The organism is Rhodopseudomonas palustris, assembly GCF_003591005.1.
In the GTDB taxonomy this organism is placed as follows: Bacteria; Pseudomonadota; Alphaproteobacteria; order Rhizobiales; family Xanthobacteraceae; genus Rhodopseudomonas; species Rhodopseudomonas palustris_K.
In genome coordinates, this window is sequence record NZ_QYYD01000002.1 from 245,575 (window position 1) to 265,117 (window position 19,543).

Here is a 19,543-nt window from a genome sequence, read left to right on the forward strand (position 1 = left end):
ACCGATGCTCACTTGCAACGGATCATCGCCATGACCATCGACGCCGACCTCGACCGCAACCCAGCAACTTCGGACGACCCGGTGGAAGCGCGCCGCACCCGCGCGCGGGCCTGGTTTGAAGGCCTGCGCGACCGGATCTGTGCCGAGATCGAAACGCTCGAGCGCGAGGCGCCGGCCGAGCTGTTTCCCGGCGAACCCGCGACCTTCAGCTACAAGCCGTGGCAGCGCAAGACCGGCGCCGGCGGCGGCGTCGGCGGCTTTCTGTCGAACGGCCGGCTGTTCGAAAAGATCGGCATCCACACCTCGTCGGCCAACGGCCGGCTGACGCCGGAGATGGCGAAGAACCTGCCGGGCGACGGCGTCACGCTGGACTACGTCTCGACCAGCATCAGCCTGATCATGCATCCGCGCAGTCCGCGGGTGCCGACCGTGCACATGAACACGCGCTTCCTCTCCACGTCGCAGGGCTGGTTCGGCGGCGGCGCGGATTTGACGCCGATGCTGCCGGAGCAGCGCAGCCAGGACGCCGAGGACGCGGCGATCTTTCACGCCGCCATGAAGGCCGCCTGCGACGCGCACGATCCGACCTACTACGCGAAATTCAAGCCGTGGGCCGACACCTACTTCTTCCTGCCGCATCGCGGCACGGCGCGCGGCGTCGGCGGCATTTTCTACGATCACCTCAATAGCGGCGATTTCGAACGCGACTTCGCCTTCACCCGCGACGTCGGCTCGGCGCTGCTCGACATCTACCCGAAGATCGTCCGCAAGCGCATGGTCGAACCCTGGACCGACGCGGAGCGCGCCCAGCAGCTCGCCTGCCGCGGCCTGTATGTCGAGTTCAATCTTCTGTACGACAAGGGCACGATGTTCGGCCTGCAGACCGGCGGCAACACCGAAACTATCATGAGCTCGATGCCGCCGCTGGTGAGCTGGAGCTGAGTACACAGTCAACCGCGCATCGCGGGAGGCGGCGATGGAAGACTATTACGGACTGATCGAACTTGCCGCCGTGTTCGTCTGCCTGATCGCCGGCTGGCTGATCCTCGAACGCCAGGGCAAGCGCCTCGATCGCGCTCGCGCCGAGCGCGACAAGCCGCGCCATGAATAGCGACAGCGCCTTCAATTACTTCGAGATCCTGATGCTCGGGATGTTCGCCGCGGGCTGGTTGGTGCTGGAATGGCAAGGCAAGCGGTTGGACAGGAAGCGCGAGGCGGAGAAGGCGCGGAGTGAGGCGCGCTCAGACCAACGCTGACGCCGCTCAAATCTTCAAGTTACGATACACCGACACTTCACGTTCGCGCGCCAGCCTGGCGTCGTCGCCGGCGCGGATGCCGCGCCAGACGTCGAACAGCATGACGATGGTGGTGATCAGTCCGGTGATCTTGCCGATCAGGAAGCCGAACGGGAAGATCAGCCGCTCCGGCGGCAGGATGAATTGCGAGCCGAGGAAGATCAGCAGCGCGTTGCCGAAATACGCGGTGCGGTACAGCGTCTTCTCTTTCCAGGCGCTGCGCGCGTAAGGCTTCGAACTCTTCTTCACCGCCTTGTTGTAGCGCGGGTTGCGCAGCAGGCCCCACATCCGCCGTTTGTTCGGCAGCGCCCGCGGCCCGGCCAGCAGCGCGCGGAAATGCGCGCGCATCTGCAGGTGCGCCAGCAACGCCAGCAGCAGATTGCCGATCACCAGCGCGGCCTTCAGCTCCCACAGCGAGAGCAGCAGCTGTGCGCCGATGTCGACGAACAACAGATGCGTCGCGGCGTTGAGCACGAAGGCGGAGCGGTGAAACGCGGCGCGGTTGATGTCGCCGACCTTCTCGTCGATGAACGCCGCGCCCGGCTTGGCGGCGCCGAGCTGCAGCAGCGCGGCGCGCTGCGGCTCGGTCAGCGGCCAGCTCTTGCCGAGTTCCGCGATCGTCAGTTCCGGCGATCCGCGCCGGATCCGGAACGTCGCCTTGGCGGCCCAGCCGGAGACGCGCGCCAGCCAGCGCCGGGTCACGGCGAAGCGTGAGGCCGGCACGATTTCGACGAGCGGGTGCGGTTCTGGCTGCATCGAGTCCTATTGGCGTTGCCGTGGGCGGTCCCGATTCACGACAAGACCATGCGGCATGACAACGAGCCGAAGCCGCGCGGTCAATCCCCGAAAATCGGCGTCTCCGCCAGCCGCCGGGCGGCCTTCAGCGCCGCCTTGAGCTGAGCGTCACGAGCGTCGCCGCCGCCGGATGCCAAATCCTCGGCCGCGTCAGCCGCTGGCCTGGCGTGGCCACCCGCCTTGGCGCCGCGCGATTTGTTCGCAACGCGGCTCGCCAGGTCGCGTTGTACCGCTGCGTCGTTCAGCGCGCCGAGGGCGTCGAGCAGCTTCTTCAGCCGCTTGCTGAATTTCGCCAGGTGCTTGCCGCTGTTGCGTCCGGCAAACAGGCTCTCGAAGAAGCCGGCCGTGTAGTACAGCTTCTTGGCGGCGATGCGCACCCGGTGGCGTTGTTCGTCGCTCAGCTCATCCAGCCGGTCGAGCTTGCCGATCAGCCGTTTGGCGCGGCGCTTCAGCGTGCGCTTGGCGAAGGTCTTGGCCTTCGCCGGAACATCCTGCGCGGTCTGTGCCCGTTCGCCGGCATCGGCCCAGCGCTGCAAATCGGCCAGCAGCTTGTCGAACCGCTCGTCGGCGACGGCGCGGCCGGCGGTCGTGAACGCGCTGGCGCGATCGGTTGCGACGCGCTTGCGGAAGGCGTTCGAACTGGCGCTGCTGGTCTCCTGCAGCTTGAGGTCCATCAGATGCAGGTCGCGCGCCGGGCCGAGCCGGCCGGTCAGCCATTTCAGCTCGCGCTTCAACCGCTCGGTCTCGGGGCCGTGCACCAATGCGGCGAAGATCGTGATCATCACCCGGGTGCGCCGCAGCGCGATCCGCATCTGGTGCACGCCGGTCGGGTCGCGCTGCTCGACGGCGGGGCGTAGCGATGCGATCCGCGCGATCAGTGCGGCCGCAATCGACTTGAACGCGTCGGTTGTGGTGCTCGCGGCAGGAAGAACAATCGCCTCGGAGACCGCCCGGCGTGCCGATGATCGGGCGCTTTTCACAGCCGTCCTGCGCTCCGCGCTGCGTGGAGCGACCACAGCTTTCTTGACAACTCGACGCATCTCAACCTGCAGCGGCACCCATCCGCGGGGACAATGTAGCAGCTTTGGAGCCGAATTGTGTGTCACGCAGGAACGCCGCGGCGCGAAAAATCGTCGCGCGCGCGACGGAGCGCTAGGCGCGCTGCAGAACCTGCAGCGGATAGCCGATCAGCTTCGCCGCTGCGTAAGCGATGGCCATGCCGATCAGCGCCGCGACCGCCTGCCCGCCGTAGAACCAGACCAGCGAATCCGGATCGGGATTGAGGCGCACCGCGAGGTCGAGGCACCACAGGATCGCCGCGACACCCACCACCAGCACAATGAAGAGTTGCACGCGCTGCACGGCGGCTTCGATCCGGGCCATGCGGGCTTCGACGTGTTTGTCGGGGACCGTCGTCATTGCGTCCTCACTACCAACCAAAGTTCAACCAGCGATCGCCTTGCGATCGATTCCTGATTAGCACGGAGCTGCGCTGCAAGTGCACTGCTGATACTCCAGCACAAATCATCGTGGACGACGATTAGTCCGTGGTCGTAGTGATCATCATGATCGCCGCGGCCGTTGACTTAGCGCAAATACGACGGAAGGTAAATTTGGGAAACAGGGCCCCTTTACAGCAGTTCTAATCGCCGCGATGGCGTTCGCTGGGGGGAGCTCTCGATGCATACACCTTGGCAAGCCGCGACGGCGCTGGAGGGCGGGCCGAAGGAGCTGCGCCCCCTGACCGGCAACGAGGCGATCGCCCGTGCGGCGTGGGAAGCCGGCGTCCGCGTCGCCGCCGCTTATCCCGGCACGCCCAGCACCGAGATCCTCGAAAGCCTCGGCAGTTATCCGGCCGAAGATCTGCACGCGCAATGGTCGACCAACGAGAAGGTCGCGCTCGATGTGGCGATCGGCGCATCGTTCGCCGGCAGCCGCGCGCTGTGCGCGATGAAGCATGTCGGTCTCAACGTCGCCGCCGACGCGCTGATGTCGTTCGCCTATATCGGCGTCAATGGCGGGCTGGTGCTGATCGTCTGCGACGATCCCGGCATCCACTCGTCGCAGAACGAGCAGGACAGCCGGATCTACGGCCTGCTCGGCACGCTGCCGATCCTCGAGCCGTCCGACGCGCAGGAGGCGTACGAGTTCACCAAGCTGGCTTTCGATATTTCCGAACAGTTCGACACGCCGGTGATCGTGCGCAGCACCACGCGGCTGTCGCACACCCGCAGCACCGTCTCGGTCGGGCTGCGCTGCGAGGTGTCGGCGCGGGTGTTCCTGGAGCAGCCTTCGAAGAACGTGATGATTCCGGCGCATGCGCGCGGCCGTCACGTCGCGGTGCTGGAGCGCGAGGCCAGGCTGAAAGATTACTTCGCGGTCTCGGGTCTCACGCAGTGGGAAAAGGGTGATCCCGCCTTCGGCATCGTCACCGCCGGCACCTGCTATCCGTATGTGCGCGAGGTGCTGCCGAATGCCACCGTGCTGAAGCTCGGCGCGTCCTGGCCGCTGCCGGAACAGTTATTGCGCGACTTCTGCGGCTCGGTCGAGCGCGTGTTCGTGGTCGAGGAACTGGAGCCGGTCATCGAAAAGGAGATCGCGGCGCTCGGTATCAAAGTCGAGGGCAAGCGCTTGTTTCCGCGCGCCGGCGAATTCTCGCCCGAGGTGGTGCGCGCCGGGCTGGTGCAGGCCGGCATTCTGCCGGCGCCGCCATCGCTCAACGTCTGGGTGCCGGAGCCGGTGGTGCGGCCGCCGGTGCTGTGCGCCGGCTGTCCGCATACCTCGAGCTTCATGGCGGTGCGCGCCTCGGGCGCCCGCGTCGCCGGCGACATCGGCTGCTACACGCTGGCGGTGCTCGATCCCTTGCGCGGCATCGACACCTGCGTGGCGATGGGCTCGTCGATCGGCAACGCGATCGGCATGGCCAAGGCCGGCGAGACCAAGCCCATCGTCGCCACCATCGGAGACAGCACCTTCCTGCATGCCGGCATCCCGGCGCTGATCGATGCGGTCTATAACCAGGCCAACATCGCCGTGATGCTGCTCGACAACCACATCACCGCAATGACCGGCGGCCAGCAGCATCCCGGCACGGGCAAGACCCTGCGCGGCGATCCGGCGCCGCAGATCGACTACGAAGTGCTGATCCGCGCCTGCGGCGTGCAATGGGTCAAGACGGTCGACAGCTACGATCTCGCCGCGACGCATCAGGCGCTGCGCGAGGCGATCGCGTATCGCGGCGTCGCGGTGCTGATCTCCAATCGGCCCTGCGTGCTCGACCCGATCAAGATCAAGGGCCCGCCGCTGGAAGTCGTCACCAGCCAGTGCACAGCGTGTCAGTCCTGCATGAATCTCGGCTGCCCGGCGCTGACCTGGAGCGACGAATGGTTCGAGGGCCGGCACCGGGTCAAGATCGATCCGGCGCTGTGCATCGGCTGCACGCTGTGCGCCCAGGTCTGCACTATCGACTGCATCAAGATCGCAACGCCGGTGACGCCATGAACGAGCAAAGCAACATCGCGGTGAATGCGGACAGCGAGCCGGTCGCCTTCAACGCGGCGCTGGCCGAGCCGTTCAACGTGCTGATCGTCGGCGTCGGCGGGCAGGGCGTCATCATGGTGTCGAAGGTGCTGGCGTCGCTGGCGCAGGCGCACGGCTTCGAGGTCAAGCAGAGCGAAGTCCACGGCATGGCCAAGCGCGGCGGCATCGTGTTCAGCCACGTCCGGTTCGGGCCGAAAGTGTGGTCGCCGACCATTCCCAAGGGCGAGGCCGACGTGCTGATCGCGCTGGAATGGGCCGAGGGTCTGCGCTGGCTGCCGCATCTGAAGCGCGACACCGGCGTGTTCATCTGCGACACCAAGCGCATCGTGCCGCCGTTCGCCTGCCGCAGCCGCAAGCCTGGCGCAGTGATGCGCTATGCGACCGAGACCGCCGAGCAGGTCTCGGCCTACGTCTCCGAAGCCTACGCGATCGATGCGACCCGGATGGCCGAAGAACTCGGCAACGACCGCGCCGCCAACGTGGTGCTACTTGGCGCGCTGTCGACGGTGCTGGAATTCTCGCTGCCGGAATGGGAGCGGACGGTCACCAGCTTCGTGCCGAAGAAGACCATCGCGGTGAACAGTGCGGCGTTCGAGCTCGGCCGCGCCTGGATCGCGGAGGCGAAGACTTCGTCGCCCACCGGCGACGTCGCGGCGACGCCGGCGCCGACTCATACGCCCTATACGGCGCGGCTGGAGATCACCGAGGCCTGGTGCAAAAGCTGCGAGATTTGCGTGAAGCTGTGCCCCGAGCGCTGCCTGACGCTCGACGCCGATCGCATCGCCAAGCTGATCGCGCCGGAGAAATGCACTGGCTGCCGGCTCTGCGAGTGGCTGTGTCCCGACTTCGCGATCCGCGCCCATCTCGACACCGAAGCCGCGGTGATGGAGGCCGCGCGATGAACGCGCCCGATCGTTCGCACGCCAAGCCCGCCGCCGCCAAGCTGCTATCCGGCAACGCCGCCTGCGCCCAGGGCGCGATCGACGCCGGCTGCACATTTTTCGCCGGCTATCCGATCACGCCGTCCTCGGAGATCGCCGAGCGGCTGTCGGTGCTGCTGCCGAAGGCCGGTGGCGTGTTCATCCAGATGGAAGACGAAATCGCCGCGATGGCCGCCGTGGTCGGCGCCTCGATGGGCGGCGTCAAAGCACTGACCGCCACCTCCGGCCCGGGCTTCTCGCTGAAGCAGGAGAATATCGGCTACGCCGCCGGCGCGGAAATTCCCTGCGTCGTCGTCAATGTGATGCGGGGCGGCCCGTCGACCGGCATGCCGACGCGGCCTTCGCAGGCCGACATCTATCAGACGCGCTATGGCAGCCACGGCGACTATCCGATCATCGTGCTGGCCCCGGCCTCGGCGCGAGAAATCTATAGCGAGACCATCCGCGCCTTCGATCTCGCCGAGACCTGCCGCACGCCAGTCGTGCTGCTTTATGACCAAGTCATCGCACAGTCGTCCGAGACGGTCACGCTCGGCGGCCGGCCGCTGGTGCATGCCACCCGCAAATGGGCGAGCGGCCCGCGCGACAGCTACAAGCCCTATGCGGCAGACGCCGACGGCGTGCCGCCGATGCCGCGGCCCGGCGATGGCTATCGCACCCACACCACCGGTCTGACGCACAGCGAGAGCGGTTTCCCGTCGCAGGATCCGGAAACGGTCACGCGCAATCTCGGCCGGCTCTACGCCAAGCTGGATCACTTCCGCGATCTGATCGACAGCTTTGAGGCGGTGCGCTGCGAGGACGCCGAAGTGGTGATCGTCGCCATCGGCATCAGCGCCCGCGCCGCGCGACGCGCCGTCGATGCCTGCCGCGCCGAGGGCCACAAGGTCGGCTTGTTCAGGCCGATCACGCTGTGGCCGTTCCCGGAGATCGCGCTGCGCGAGGCGACAAAGCACGCCCGTGCGATCCTGGTGCCCGAGCTCAACATCGGCCAGCTGCGGCTCGAGATCGAGCGATTACTCCGCGATCGCCGCGTCGAGGGGCTGCATCTGATCAGCGGCGAGCCGATCACGCCGGCGCAGATCGCCGCCGCCGCGTCCAAGCTCGCCACGGAGGCCTGAGATGTTTCGCGACGCGCCGCATTTCGACGTCCGCGATTATCTCCGCAAGGAGATGATGCCGCATTTTCTCTGCCCCGGCTGTGGCCACGGCATGGCGCTGCGCGCGCTGCTGTGGGCGCTGCATGAACTCAAGATCGACCGCGACAAGCTCGCCGTCGTGTCGGGCATCGGCTGCGCCGGCCGGCTGTCGGCCTATATCGACGCCAACACCTTTCATACGACGCACGGCCGGCCGCTGGCCTATGCGACCGGGCTCGCTTTGGCGCGGCCGGACCTGCATGTCGTGGTGATCACCGGGGACGGTGATTGCCTGGCGATCGGCGGCAATCATCTGATCCACGCCTGCCGGCGCAATCTCAAGCTGACCTGCCTGATGCTCAACAACGAGATCTACGGCATGACCGGCGGCCAGGTGTCGCCGACCACTTCCGAGACGCGGCTGACCACTACGACGCCGCACGGCAACACCGAGCCGAACTTCGACGCCTGCGCGCTGGCGATCGCCGCCGGCGCCGGCTTCGTCGGCCGCGAGGTGACGCGCCACGTGCCGAAGATGAAGGAGCTGATCAAGGACGCCCTGCAGCATCCCGGCTTTGCCTTCGTCGAGGTGCTGTCGGACTGCACCGAGGTGTACGGCCGCAAGAACGACATGGGCTCGTCATCCGAGATGGTGCTGCGGCAGAAGAGCGAAATGCGCCCCTCGGCCTATCGCGACAGCGTCGACGAGCCGTTCCGCTCCACAGACTTGCCGACGGGCATTCTGGCTCGCAACACACGGCCCGAATACGGCGCGGCACTGCGCGCCGCGGCGGCCGCGCGCGCCGCCAAGTAACAGGAGCGAGACGATGCCGAAATCCCGGATCGAATTGCGCTTCGGCGGCACCGGCGGGCAGGGGCTGGTGCTCAGCGCCAAGCTGCTCGCCGACGCGCTGGCGCTGGAAGGCCGCCACGTCGCGCAGTCGCAGACCTACGAGCCGACCTCGCGCGGCGGCTTCTGCAACGCCGATCTGGTGGTGGCGAGCGGCGAGGTCGACTACCCGCTGCCGGTGGCGTTCGACTATCTGGTGCTGCTCGACACCATCGCGATGAAGCCGTCCTGGCCGAAGCTGAAAACCGGCGCGCTGGTGATCGCGGATTCGCGGCTGTGCCCGGAGCTGCCGGACGGCGCCGGCAAAACATTGTCGCTGCCACTCAGCCGCACCGCGATCGAACTCGGCAGCGAACGCGTCACCAACATCGTCGCGCTCGGCGCACTGCTGGAGACGACGGCGCTGTGCAAGCGCAAGTCGGTCGAGCAGGTGATCCGCGCCAACTCGCCGCGCGGATTCCTCGACCTCAACCTGGACGCGCTCGCCGCCGGCGCCGAGCTCGCCAAAGCGCCCGTCGCCGCGGCAGCGTCGTGACATCGGCTTTTCACCAGGCACAGCGCCAACCTCTCCCCGCGCGCGGGGAGAGGTCGGTCCGCATCGCTAGATGCGGGCCGGGTGAGGGGGCGTCTCCGCGAGGCCGAGCCTCAGTGCCTGGGGCGCCCTCATCCCAACCCTCTCCCGCAAGCGGGAGAGGGAGCTCGCCGCATGCGGGGCGACTGCATCGTTTTGCATCGACGGATACTGACAAAGGATTGTTTCGATGAGCGCCCAGCCCGCCTTGCGTGAACCCGTCGTCGCCATGCACGACCGCGCCGTCGAGACGATGCCGCGGCCGCAGCTCGCGGCATTGCAGTTCGACCGGCTGCGCAGGATGCTGGAGCGGGCCTATCGCGACGTGCCGCATTATCGCCGCAGCTTCGACGAAGCCGGCGTCAAGCCGAGCGACCTCGCCTCGCTCGCCGATCTCGCGCGGTTTCCCTTCACCAAGAAGACCGACCTGCGCGACAACTATCCGTTCGGGATGTTCGCGGTACCGCGCACCCAGCTGCCGCGCATCCACGCCTCGTCCGGCACCACCGGCAAGCCGACCGTGGTCGGCTATACGCGCAACGATCTCGACGTCTGGGCCGATCTGATGGCGCGCTCGATGGTGAGTGCCGGCATCTCGCCCGACGACATTGTGCACAACGCCTATGGTTACGGCCTGTTTACCGGCGGTCTCGGCGCGCATTACGGCGCCGAGCGGCTCGGCTGCACCGTGGTGCCGGCGTCGGGCGGAGGGACCGAGCGGCAGGTGCAGCTGATCGCCGATTTCGGCGCCCACGCGCTGTGCTGCACGCCGAGCTACGCGCTGAACATCGCCGAGGTCGCGGAGCAGATGGGCGTGAACCTGCGCGACGCGCCGCTGCGCGTCGGCCTGTTCGGCGCCGAGCCGTGGTCTGATGCGATGCGCCGCGACCTCGAGGCGCGGCTCGGCATCAAGGCGGTCGACGTCTACGGCCTGTCGGAGATCATGGGCCCCGGCGTCGCCTGCGAATGCGCGGTGGCGCAGAACGGCCTGCACGGCTGGGAGGATCACTTCCTGTTCGAGACCATCGATCCGGAGACGCTGCAGGTGCTGCCGATGGGCTCGGTCGGCGAGCTGGTGATCACCACGCTGACCAAGGAAGCGCTGCCGATGATCCGGTATCGCACCCGCGATATCACCAGCCTCTGCACCGAGCCGTGCGCCTGCGGCCGCAGCCACGTCCGCATCATGCGCGTCACCGGCCGCGACGACGACATGCTGATCATCCGCGGCGTCAACGTCTACCCGTCGCAGGTCGAGTCGGTGCTGATCGGTTTCCCCGGCATCGCGCCGCACTACCAGATCGTGCTGACGCGCGACAAGGCGCTCGACGCCATGACGGTGGAGGTCGAGATCGCCCCGGACACGCCGCGCGACGAGGCGGCGCTGGCGAAGAAGGCCGCCGAAGTCACCCACCACATCAAGTCGCTGATCGGCGTCACCTGCAAGGTGGTGGTGAAGTCCCCGGGCGACGTGCCGCGCTCGCAGGGCAAGGCCGTGCGAGTCAAGGATCAGCGGAGTATCTGACGGCCCGCTCCCCGTCATTGCGAGCGAAGCGAAGCAATCCAGCGCCGCGCGCGGGACGTGGATTGCTTCGTCGCTGCGCTCCTCGCAATGACGGGAAAGCCTACAACCCCAGCACCAGCTTGCTGATGATGTCGCGCTGAATCTCCGAAGTGCCGCCGAAGATGGTGTAGGCGCGGCCGTTGAGATGCGTCGGCATCACGGCGAGTTCGTCTTCGGGAATCGCCGGCGGGGCGTTGAGGCGGTGCAGCGGGCGGGTCGGTTCGACATAGAGGCCGTCATTGCCGATGACGTCGACGCCGAGCCGGCTCACCGCCTGGTAGATCTCGCTGGTGCGCAGCTTCAGGATCGACGACACCGCCCCGGGGTTCTGGCCGTTCTGCAGCGCCGACAGCACCCGCAACTCGGTCATTTCCAGCGCGTCGATATCGACCTCGGCCTCCGACATCCGGATCGCGATCTCCGGATCCTCGATCGCCCGGCCGGTCGCTTCCGACTCGGCGAACGCCGCCGTCCGGTTCAGCGCCTTGCGCAGCTTGGCCGAGGCGATGCCGGAGCCGCGCTCGAATTCCAACAAGTACTTGCCGTAGGTCCAGCCCTTGCCTTCCTCGCCGACCAGGTTAGACGCCGGAATCCGGACGTCGTCGAAGAACACCTGGTTGACCTCGTGGTCGCCGCCGATCGTCAGGATCGGCCGGATGGTGATGCCGGGGCTCTTCATGTCGATCAGCACGAAGCTGATGCCGTCCTGCTGCCGCGGCTCGTCGCTGGTGCGCACCAGCGCGAACATCATGTTGGCGTTGTGCGCGTGGGTGGTCCAGATCTTGGTGCCGTTGATGACGTAGTCGTCGCCGTCGCGCACCGCGCGGGTCTTGAGCGACGACAGGTCCGAGCCCGACCCCGGCTCGGAATAGCCCTGGCACCAATAATCCTCGCAGGACAGGATCCGCGGCAGGAAGTAGTTCTTCTGCTCCTTTGAGCCGAAGCCGATGATCACCGGCCCGACCATCTTGACGCCCATCGGCGTCGGCGTCGGCACGCCGGCGTGGGCGCATTCGGTCTCGAAGATCCAGCGCTGCGCTGGCGTCCAGCCGGTGCCGCCATATTCGACCGGCCAGCCCGGCGCGCCCCAGCCCTTGGCGTTGAGGGCGCGCTGCCACGGCACGCCGGTCTCCGGCTCGGAGAACACCGACGGGTTGAGCGACTCCGCCCGCTTCATGTCGGGCGTCAGATTGGCCGCGATGAAGTCGCGGACTTCCTGCTGGAAGGCGAGCTCGGCTTCGCCGAAGGTCATGTCCATGTCGATGCCTCGCTTGGGTTAGACAGGCCGGCCGCTGAGCGCGGCGTGGCGGCGATAGTGATGCGTGCTGCCGCCGAACAGCGTCTCGAACGCCAGCAGGCGCTTGAAATACGCGCCGACGTCGAGCTCTTCGGTGACGCCCATGCCGCCGTGCAGCTGCACGGACTGCTCGGCGACGAAGCGGGCGCCCTTGCCGATCTTGGCCTTGGCGCCGGAGGCGGCGCGGCCGCGCTCGGCAGCGTCCGCGTCGGCCTTCAGCGCCGCCCGCAGCGCCATCGAGCGGGCTTCATCGACCTGCACCGACATGTCGGTGAGCCGATGCCGCACCACCTGATTGGCGGCGAGGGGCCGGCCGAACTGCTTGCGCACCTTGGTGTAGTCCAGCGTCTTGTCGGTCAGCGTCTGCATCATGCCGACCGCTTCGGCCGACATCGCCGCCAGTGCGCGATCCACAACGGCCTCGACCGCCGGATATGCATCGGCATCTGCCCCGAGCATCGCGTCGGCCGGCACCCGCACGTCTTCCAGCGTCAGATTGCAGGCGCGGCCGCCGCCGAGCCGCGGATAGTCCGCGAGCGTCAGCCCGGCCGCATCGCGCGGCACCAGGAACAGCCGCAGCGAGCCGCTGCCATTGTTCGCCAGCCGCGCCGAGACGATCAGCTGATCGGCCGACGCGCCGTCCAGCACTGCGACCTTGGCGCCATTCAGCACGTAGCTGTCGCCGTCCTTGCGCGCCGTGGTATCGACGCGGGACAGATCCGCCCGCGCCGCGCGTTCGGCATGCGCGAAGGCGAGCCGCAGCGTGCCCTCGGCGATCTGCGGCAGCAGCACTGCCTGCTGCTCGTCGCGGCCGTGTTCGGCGACAAGGCCGGCGCCGAGCACCACGGTCGACAGATACGGCTCGCTGACCAGGCCGCGGCCGAACGCTTCCATCAGGATGCCGACCTCGATCGCGCCGCCGCCGATCCCGCCATGCGCTTCCGGCAGCGGCAGCGCCAGCCAGCCGAGCTCGGCGAACTGCTTCCAGATCGCCTCGCTGAAGCCGAACGGCTCCCTGCCGTTGTGCTCGCGCAGCTTGGCCGTGTAGGTCTCGTTGATGAAGCGGTCGGCGCTTTCGCGCAGCAGCCGCTGTTCGTCACTCGGCGTCAGATCCATCGCCTACACCTTCACCTGCTTGCGCACCGACGGATGCAGTCCCGACGGATCGACGATCATTCCAAACTCCTGCAGATTGTGAGCGTGACACAGCTGATGCAGCGCGAACGCCTGGTCGATCGCGGCCGGCTGCCCCATGATATCAACCGAGCGGTTGACCGCCTCTTTGGTCATCTTCAGCGCGAAAGCCGGCTTGGCGGCAATGCGCTGCGCCAGCGCCATCGTGAAAGTCGTTAGTTCAGCGGCCGGCACCACGTGATTGACCATGCCGAGCCGGTACGCGTCTTGCGCGCTCCAGCTGTCGGCGGTGAACAGCAGCTCCTTGGCCTTGCGCGGGCCGAGCTCCCACGGATGCACGAACCATTCGACGCCGCACACGCCCATCGTCACCACCGGGTCGCAGAACTCGGCGGTATCGGCGGCGACGATCAGGTCGCAGGCCCAGGCCAGCATCAGCCCGCCGGCGATGCACTTGCCGTGCACTTCGGCAATGGTCGGCTTGGCAAGATTGCGCCAGCGCCGCGTGATCTGCAGATAGATCTCCTGCTCGCGCGCCATGCGGCCGTGCGCGCCCGGCTCGCGAAACCCGCCCCAGGCGCCGACCGGTGGAAAATCGATGCCGGCTTCGTTTTTGCTGGTGGCGCGCAGATCGTGGCCGGCGGAGAAATGCGGGCCGTTGCCCGCCAGGATGATCACCTTGACCGCATCGTCCTGCACCGCGTCGTCGAACGCGGCGTTGAGGTCGTAAGTCATCTGCAGATTTTGCGCGTTGCGCGCCTCCGGCCGGTTCATCACGATCCGGGCGACCGCCGGATCGGGACGTTCGACCACGAGCGTCTCATAGCCGCCCATGCATCCTCCCGTTTCTTGTTGTCCGGCATGCGCCGGGTGTTGTTCCGGATAGTCTGGCAGGTCGCCGCCGCGACCGCAAATCCGATCTGCGGCGCTAATTCCGCACGGCGGCGCGGCGGCGCCGACATTCGAAACTTTCACCGTTCGCTCACAACCTCCGTCATGGCCGGGCTTGTCCCGGCCATCCACGCCTTTGGTACATTTCCGTCAGCAAGGCGTGGATGCCCGGCACGAGGCCGGGCATGACGCGTGGGGACGAAAGTGCCTGACTTGAGAGGCTGCATTTTCGGTCAGGCCCGCAGGGTGAGAACAGCGCCTTTGGGCGCCGCATCGTCCGATCCACGATCACCCGACCCCGCTTTGAGGCAGAACAATCCGTGCGCCGCGCGATTGTGCAACAGGCATCGGTCTAAGCGGCCAAGCGCCGGCCAGAATTGATTTTTTCGACGCGCCGATCCGTGCGATAGGTCGCGGCCCTGTCGTTTGTACCGAAAGTGGAAGATGCCGCAGCTCCGAGTTCCCTCGATGATCCGCAGCGCTGCCACGCTCGGCCTGATGGCCGCGGCGCTGCTGCTGATCGGGCCGGGCGCGCAGGCGGCGGCCACGCTGGCGACGCTGCCGCGCGATCTGTCGCCGTGGGGCATGTTCACCGCCGCCGATATCGTCGTGAAGGCCGTGATGGTCGGCCTCGCGCTCGCCTCGCTGGCGACCTGGACGGTGTGGCTGTCGAAGACCATTGAGCTCAGCCGCGAGACCGCGCGCGCCCGCGCCGCGCTGGCGCAGCTCGAGGCCGATACCACGCTGGCCGAGCTGCGCGGCGCCGAGGCGCAGGACGGCGTCGGCCAATTGATCCAGACCGCGGCGCGCGAAGCGCAGCTATCCGGCTGGACGTTCGACGACTATTTCAAGGAGCGCGTCGCGCTGCGGCTGGAGCGCGCTGAAGCCGCGATGGCGCGCAAGATCGCGCGCGGCACCGGCATCCTCGCCACCATCGGCGCCGTCGCCCCGTTCGTCGGCCTGTTCGGCACGGTGTGGGGCATCATGAACGCCTTCATCGGCATCTCCGAGGCGCACACCACGAATCTGGCCGTGGTGGCGCCGGGCATCGCCGAAGCGCTGCTCGCCACCGCGCTCGGCCTCGTCGCCGCGGTGCCGGCGGTGGTGATCTACAACTACCTGGTCCGGCAGATCGCCAATTATCGCGCGCTGCTCGGCGACGCCTCGGCGCAGGTGCTGCTCTTGGTCAGCCGCGATCGCGGCCGCTCGGCGCGGCTGATGGCGCGGGCCGCGGAGTAGGGCATGGGCGTGCGGCTCGGACGGCGGCAGGCCGCGGACGACGATCTCGCGCTCGCGCACGAGATCAACGTCACGCCGTTCATCGACGTCATGCTGGTGCTGCTGATCATCTTCATGGTCGCGGCGCCGCTCGCCACCGTCGATCTCGGCGTCGATTTGCCGGCGAGCACGGCCGCGCCGCAGCCGCGCCCGGACAAGCCGGTGTATCTGACGCTGCAGTCCGACTTGACGCTGGCGATCGGCGAGACCGCGGTGGTGCGCGAGGCGCTGAGCGACGCGCTGGCGAGTGCGACAAGTAACAACAAAGACGAGCGCATCTTCCTGCGCGCCGACAAGGCGGTCAGCTATGGCGAGCTGATGGCGGTGATGAACCTCTTGCGCGACGCCGGCTATCTCAAGGTGGCGCTGGTCGGCCTCGACGGGCGCGACACGCCATGAACGAGCCGGCCAATGCCTACGCGCTGCACGATGCGCCCGGCCATAGCCGCGCCTCGCAATGGCTGGCGTCGGCGATCGCCATCGTCGCGGCGCATCTGGCGCTGATCGCCGCCGCGCTCGCCTGGTATCAGCAAGCTCCGCCGCCCGGCGTCGAGATGCCGACCATCCTGGTCGATCTGTCGCCGGCGCCCGCCGCGCCGGCGGTGCAGCCGCAGGATCTGGCGCCCGGGCCGACGATGCAGCAGGCGCCGGAGCCGGCCGAGCGGGAGAAACTCACTGACGAGCCGGAGCGGCGGCAGGCCGAGGTGCAGCCACAGCTGCAGCCACAAGTTCAGCCAGAGCCGCAGCCTGTGCCAGTCGCGCCGGCGCCTGAGGTCGCGCTGCCGCCGCCAGCCAAACCGGTCGAGCACGCCAAGCCAGCCGAGCCGACGAAGTCGGTTTCCAAACCCAAGCCGGAACCGAAGCGCGTCGCCCGCGACGAGCCAAAGCGCAAGCGCGCGGAGGCGAAGCCGGACTCGCGCGAGCCGCCGGCGCCGCGCACCACTGCCGCGCCGCGCGCCGAGCGCCAGGCCTCGCTGCAGTCCGCCGCGCAGGCCGGCCGTGCCGCGGCCGCCGCCGCGCTGCCATCCTACCGCGATCGCCTTGCCGCACATCTCGCGCGCTACAAGCAATACCCCTCCGCCTCGAAATCCGCCGGGGAGCAGGGCACCGCGCTGCTCAGCTTCACCGTCGGCCGCAGCGGCCAGGTCCTCGCCAGCCGCCTCGCCCGCTCCTCCGGCCACCCCGCGCTCGACGCCGAAACCCTGGCGATGATCCGCCGCGCCCAGCCGCTGCCGTCGTTCCCGCCGGAGATGACCCAAGCCTCGCTGAGCTTCACCGTCCCGGTCAACTTCTCACTGCGCTGACAATGTCTGCAAGCCGAAGCCGACGCCTCGCGCCCAGCGCGCTCCCTCTCCCGCTTGCGGGAGAGGGCTGGGGTGAGGGCGACGCGGGCAGGGAGTCCGCTCAGATCCAAGGATCGACAACCGCGGCGCCGGCCCGCTTGAACTCGCTGGTGTCGCGCGTCACGACTGTCAGCCCATGATGCAGCGCGGTGGCGGCGATCAGCAGGTCCGGCTGCGAGAACGTGTGGCGCGCCTTGCGCCCCTGCGACGAGCAATCGCCACTTCAGCATCACGTCCTCTGACACCTCAAGCACCCGCTGATCGAACATTGGGCGCACGCGGTGGGTAAGCCAATCGTTCAAGTCAGCACGGCGGGACGCGTCCCCGACCTGCTCGATGCCGAAACGCAGCTCGGCTAGCGTGACGACGCTGACATAGAGCAAGTCGAGCGGCTGTGCCGAGACGAAGGCGACCACCTTGCGCTCCGGCTTCGGCCGGCGAAGCTCGGACAACACGTTGGTGTCAAGCAGCCACCCGGCCACGACCCGCGGCTACAGATCGACGTCGCGAACCGGCATCCGCGCACGCTTCGGGGCCAGTTCAAGCTTGCGGTGCGGCGAAGCCTGCATCGCTTCGACCAGCGCCGCGCCGCTACGGCTGCCGCTCAGCCGGCGATAATGGTCCGCCGCGATGATCACGACCTCGTCGTGGCCATGCACCGTCACGATCTGCGGCCCCTCATCGCGCGCCGACCGAACCACCTCACTGAACCGCGCTTTGGCATCCTGGAGCTGCCAGCGGCCGGTTCGATCAGGAAACTGAGGTGGGGTCGATCTGGTCATGCTGACCAGATTAGGCCGGCGCCGCCGTTTGGCAAGGGGAGGCCATCGCGTCGCCCGATCGCCAAGTGGGGAACGCGAGCATCCCCGAGCCGCAGCGCCCCCTCTGCCGCTTGCGGGAGAGGGCTGGGGTGACGGCGACGGGGGCAGTGAGTCTAACACGGAGCACATCGTTGGGCGGGTTAGCCGAAGGCGTAACCTGCCGATACGCGCCGTCAATGAAGGCGGCGGATTACGCTGCGCTAATCTGTCCTACGAGCTAATCATCGCCCACGCCCCGCGCCGCAGCGCGCTCCCTCTCCCGCTTGCGGGAGAGGGCTGGGGTGAGGGCGACGCGAGCAGTGAGGTTCGTTCGGACTAACTCATCAGCGGGTTAGCCGAATGCAGGCCGCGGAGATCGGCGGGTTACGCCTTCGGCTAACCCGCCCTACGTGCTACATGCTTTAAGATTAGCGGCGGATTACGCTGTGCTAATCCGCCCTCCGGGCCTGGGCAGCGATGGGTAAAAGAGGATTCTTCATGTTAGTCGAACCGCAAGAGGGCCGCATTGCTGTCGCTTTAGAAGGGCAGGAATTTGATCTTGAAGATGCCTGCGATGCTTTTCCGTTGGGTGGGGGAGCAGTTCAAGTTTGTCGAATCGTCATCTCACCGAGCGAAAAGTATGTGTTGTTGTCCGAGGTGCTTAACGAGCTTAAGGACGAGTCTGAGTTAGCTCGAATGTCACAGCGGCTAATTGACCTCGTGAACGGCGTGCTCTTTATCGATAACCCGGTACGACAGCCAATACGGCACCAAGGCATACATCACCGCCAATCTGCGAACGGCAATTGGGGCGTTACGATCAACGTGCCTACGGCCTTCGCTCGTGGGAGAGCTGGAAAGATAAGCTTCGCGCAAAAGACCGCTCCCACGGAGCAACAATCTCAAATTTGTCTAGCGCTCTCTGATGAAGTCGTCATGGAGGTGCTTACCTATTTACGCGACACGCCTGATTGGCTTGATCTCTATAAGGCCCACGAGACAATGCAGGCGGACTTATCAGTCCGCTTTGGCCCAGAAGGAAAGAAGATCGTCGGGTGGCCTTCAAAGAAGATCAAGATCTTTACCGAGGTCGCGAACGGTGCGCGCCATGGCGAGAAGAGCGAGAGAGTTCGAGAAAAGCGCCAGCGGAAGGGTGAGTCGGTTATGTCGCTGTCGGAGGCACGGCAGTTCGTCCGAGAGCTGTGCCAGCTTTGGCTTAAGAGCATCGGCGTCCAAAATGGCGGTTGACATTCTGGTAGAATCTAGATTATATTCCTAACCACTCCGCCCCATCGAGGGGCGCGTTGCCGGGACGCTGGTCGTCGCGGGGCGGGGTGTGGCGCCTGCGGGTGTGGGGTGGACGTCGCCCTGTACCTCCGGGAGGCTGAGGGTCGCCGTCCGCCGCTACTACGAGCGGCCGCCGCGACAGAGGCTGGACGGGTACGGTAGAGGCCGGGGAAAGCCCGCAAGCTCGCTGTGTCCCGGAAGCACGGTCCTTCAGCCAAAAGTCGCCACGGTGGAGCGTCGAAAGACGTTTCCGCGGCGCTCGCGCTTCGGCGATCCGAAGCCTGAGACCGCGGCACTACCAAAGGCGCGTCTTTCGGCGCTCCGCCTCCCTCGGCCCGATGGCCGACCGGAGGCCCCCTGAACCCACCACTCACGCAAGGCTTTTGCGGGCAACGCCGCCGCACGCGCGCACGCCCGCTGGTATCAGCATCAGGAGGGAGCGATGCGGATTGTACCCACCACAGCGGTCGATTGGGACCAGGCGCGGCTCACCGCGCTCGATCTCCACGCCGAGGCGGAGCGGCTGGCGACGCGGGCCGAGATGGACAACATCGCGGCGCGTCGAACGCTGCAGCGCGCGATCGCTGATGTCGTGCAGGCGCACAAGCGCTGCCCGGTGAAGGAGTGTCGCCGCGCCCGCGCCTGTTGCACGCCGCAGATCTGCGCCGCGCAGCCGATGGAGCGGCCGACCGAGCGGCAGTGGCAGATCATCGACGCGCTCTACGCCGACATCCAGCGCCGCCGCCGCGACGCGGCGCTGGCGTTGTGCGGCGGTGGCGATCAGGCGGGACCGCGGGCGTCGGGGAAGGTGAGATGAG

The 19,543-nt window shown here is 67.2% G+C and carries 22 protein-coding genes and 1 pseudogene; 14 read left to right on the forward strand and 9 right to left on the reverse strand.

What is annotated here, in order from left to right; all coding sequences use genetic code 11:
- Positions 1-30: 30 nt before the first annotated feature.
- Genes hemF through D4Q52_RS26390 form a run of 3 tightly spaced genes read left to right on the forward strand, consistent with a single transcriptional unit; the run spans position 31 to position 1,256 of the window.
- Positions 31-942 (forward strand): oxygen-dependent coproporphyrinogen oxidase, encoded by a 912-nt coding sequence (gene hemF, locus D4Q52_RS03070; protein ID WP_119855058.1) that lies wholly within the window; start codon positions 31-33, stop codon positions 940-942.
- A 34-nt stretch (positions 943-976) separates the two neighbouring features.
- A complete protein-coding gene (locus D4Q52_RS26875) occupies positions 977-1,111 on the forward strand; it encodes a hypothetical protein (protein WP_283805657.1) in 135 nt (44 codons plus the stop codon).
- Positions 1,104-1,256 carry a hypothetical protein gene (locus tag D4Q52_RS26390; protein WP_182915219.1) on the forward strand — a complete coding sequence of 51 codons (153 nt, stop codon included), beginning with the start codon at positions 1,104-1,106 and terminating at the stop codon, positions 1,254-1,256. The genes D4Q52_RS26875 and D4Q52_RS26390 overlap by 8 nt, the downstream gene beginning before the upstream one ends.
- 6 nt (positions 1,257-1,262) lie before the next feature.
- Here the strand turns inward: D4Q52_RS26390 and D4Q52_RS03075 are convergent, their stop codons facing one another.
- From D4Q52_RS03075 to D4Q52_RS03085, 3 genes are all read right to left on the reverse strand, one after another.
- Positions 1,263-2,051 (reverse strand): hypothetical protein, encoded by a 789-nt coding sequence (locus tag D4Q52_RS03075; protein WP_119855059.1) that lies wholly within the window; start codon positions 2,049-2,051, stop codon positions 1,263-1,265.
- A gap of 80 nt (positions 2,052-2,131) precedes the next feature.
- A complete protein-coding gene (locus D4Q52_RS03080; protein WP_234831047.1) occupies positions 2,132-3,070 on the reverse strand; it encodes a CHAD domain-containing protein in 939 nt (312 codons plus the stop codon).
- Between the two features lie 172 nt (positions 3,071-3,242).
- Complete coding sequence (locus D4Q52_RS03085; RefSeq protein WP_119855060.1) at positions 3,243-3,509, reverse strand: hypothetical protein; 267 nt, start codon at positions 3,507-3,509, stop codon at positions 3,243-3,245.
- 261 nt (positions 3,510-3,770) lie between these two features.
- Between D4Q52_RS03085 and iorA the strand changes: the two genes are divergently transcribed.
- From iorA to D4Q52_RS03115, 6 genes are all read left to right on the forward strand, one after another.
- Positions 3,771-5,591 carry an indolepyruvate ferredoxin oxidoreductase subunit alpha gene (iorA, locus tag D4Q52_RS03090; protein ID WP_119855061.1) on the forward strand — a complete coding sequence of 607 codons (1,821 nt, stop codon included), beginning with the start codon at positions 3,771-3,773 and terminating at the stop codon, positions 5,589-5,591.
- Positions 5,588-6,532, forward strand: coding sequence for a 2-oxoacid:acceptor oxidoreductase family protein (locus D4Q52_RS03095; protein ID WP_119855062.1), 945 nt, complete (start codon positions 5,588-5,590; stop codon positions 6,530-6,532). The genes iorA and D4Q52_RS03095 overlap by 4 nt, the downstream gene beginning before the upstream one ends.
- Positions 6,529-7,692, forward strand: coding sequence for a 2-oxoacid:acceptor oxidoreductase subunit alpha (locus D4Q52_RS03100; protein WP_119855063.1), 1,164 nt, complete (start codon positions 6,529-6,531; stop codon positions 7,690-7,692). The genes D4Q52_RS03095 and D4Q52_RS03100 overlap by 4 nt, the downstream gene beginning before the upstream one ends.
- Before the next feature lies 1 nt (position 7,693).
- Positions 7,694-8,524: a 2-oxoacid:ferredoxin oxidoreductase subunit beta gene (locus D4Q52_RS03105; protein WP_119855064.1), complete on the forward strand. Its 831-nt coding sequence runs from the start codon at positions 7,694-7,696 to the stop codon at positions 8,522-8,524.
- A 13-nt stretch (positions 8,525-8,537) separates the two neighbouring features.
- The gene (locus D4Q52_RS03110) at positions 8,538-9,095 is read left to right on the forward strand and encodes a 2-oxoacid:acceptor oxidoreductase family protein (RefSeq protein ID WP_119855065.1); all 558 of its coding nucleotides are present in this window, start codon (positions 8,538-8,540) and stop codon (positions 9,093-9,095) included.
- A 226-nt stretch (positions 9,096-9,321) separates the two neighbouring features.
- A complete protein-coding gene (locus D4Q52_RS03115; protein ID WP_119855066.1) occupies positions 9,322-10,656 on the forward strand; it encodes a phenylacetate--CoA ligase family protein in 1,335 nt (444 codons plus the stop codon).
- A gap of 100 nt (positions 10,657-10,756) precedes the next feature.
- Here D4Q52_RS03115 and D4Q52_RS03120 read toward each other — a convergent pair whose 3' ends face one another.
- From D4Q52_RS03120 to D4Q52_RS03130, 3 genes are read right to left on the reverse strand one after another with little or no spacing between them, the layout of a single operon-like run.
- Positions 10,757-11,953: an acyl-CoA dehydrogenase family protein gene (locus D4Q52_RS03120; RefSeq protein WP_119855067.1), complete on the reverse strand. Its 1,197-nt coding sequence runs from the start codon at positions 11,951-11,953 to the stop codon at positions 10,757-10,759.
- Between the two features lie 18 nt (positions 11,954-11,971).
- Positions 11,972-13,108, reverse strand: coding sequence for an acyl-CoA dehydrogenase family protein (locus D4Q52_RS03125; protein WP_119855068.1), 1,137 nt, complete (start codon positions 13,106-13,108; stop codon positions 11,972-11,974).
- A 3-nt stretch (positions 13,109-13,111) separates the two neighbouring features.
- On the reverse strand, positions 13,112-13,960 hold the full coding sequence (locus D4Q52_RS03130; RefSeq protein WP_119855069.1) for an enoyl-CoA hydratase: 849 nt from the start codon (positions 13,958-13,960) through the stop codon (positions 13,112-13,114).
- Between the two features lie 525 nt (positions 13,961-14,485).
- Here D4Q52_RS03130 and exbB point away from each other — a divergent pair.
- Genes exbB through D4Q52_RS03145 form a run of 3 tightly spaced genes read left to right on the forward strand, consistent with a single transcriptional unit; the run spans position 14,486 to position 16,599 of the window.
- Positions 14,486-15,256, forward strand: coding sequence for a tonB-system energizer ExbB (gene exbB / locus D4Q52_RS03135; protein WP_234831049.1), 771 nt, complete (start codon positions 14,486-14,488; stop codon positions 15,254-15,256).
- A gap of 3 nt (positions 15,257-15,259) precedes the next feature.
- Positions 15,260-15,694, forward strand: coding sequence for a TonB system transport protein ExbD (gene exbD / locus D4Q52_RS03140; RefSeq protein ID WP_119855071.1), 435 nt, complete (start codon positions 15,260-15,262; stop codon positions 15,692-15,694).
- Positions 15,691-16,599: an energy transducer TonB family protein gene (locus D4Q52_RS03145; protein WP_119855072.1), complete on the forward strand. Its 909-nt coding sequence runs from the start codon at positions 15,691-15,693 to the stop codon at positions 16,597-16,599. Before exbD ends, D4Q52_RS03145 begins: the two co-directional genes overlap by 4 nt.
- Positions 16,600-16,699: 100 nt before the next feature.
- Here the strand turns inward: D4Q52_RS03145 and D4Q52_RS26945 are convergent, their stop codons facing one another.
- The 3 genes and pseudogenes from D4Q52_RS26945 to D4Q52_RS03155 all read right to left on the reverse strand — a co-directional run bounded on the left by D4Q52_RS26945 (position 16,700) and on the right by D4Q52_RS03155 (position 17,420).
- Positions 16,700-16,804 carry a hypothetical protein gene (locus tag D4Q52_RS26945; protein ID WP_349627403.1) on the reverse strand — a complete coding sequence of 35 codons (105 nt, stop codon included), beginning with the start codon at positions 16,802-16,804 and terminating at the stop codon, positions 16,700-16,702.
- 91 nt (positions 16,805-16,895) lie between these two features.
- Positions 16,896-17,120: pseudogene (locus tag D4Q52_RS26950) on the reverse strand (PIN domain-containing protein); the annotation flags it as partial.
- Between the two features lie 9 nt (positions 17,121-17,129).
- Entirely contained in the window at positions 17,130-17,420 is a 291-nt protein-coding gene (locus D4Q52_RS03155) for a type II toxin-antitoxin system Phd/YefM family antitoxin (protein WP_119855073.1), read from the reverse strand.
- Positions 17,421-17,936: 516 nt separating this feature from the next.
- Between D4Q52_RS03155 and D4Q52_RS03160 the strand changes: the two genes are divergently transcribed.
- The gene (locus D4Q52_RS03160; protein WP_147407736.1) at positions 17,937-18,686 is read left to right on the forward strand and encodes a hypothetical protein; all 750 of its coding nucleotides are present in this window, start codon (positions 17,937-17,939) and stop codon (positions 18,684-18,686) included.
- A 481-nt stretch (positions 18,687-19,167) separates the two neighbouring features.
- Complete coding sequence (locus D4Q52_RS03165; RefSeq protein WP_119855075.1) at positions 19,168-19,542, forward strand: hypothetical protein; 375 nt, start codon at positions 19,168-19,170, stop codon at positions 19,540-19,542.
- Position 19,543 lies beyond the last annotated feature (1 nt).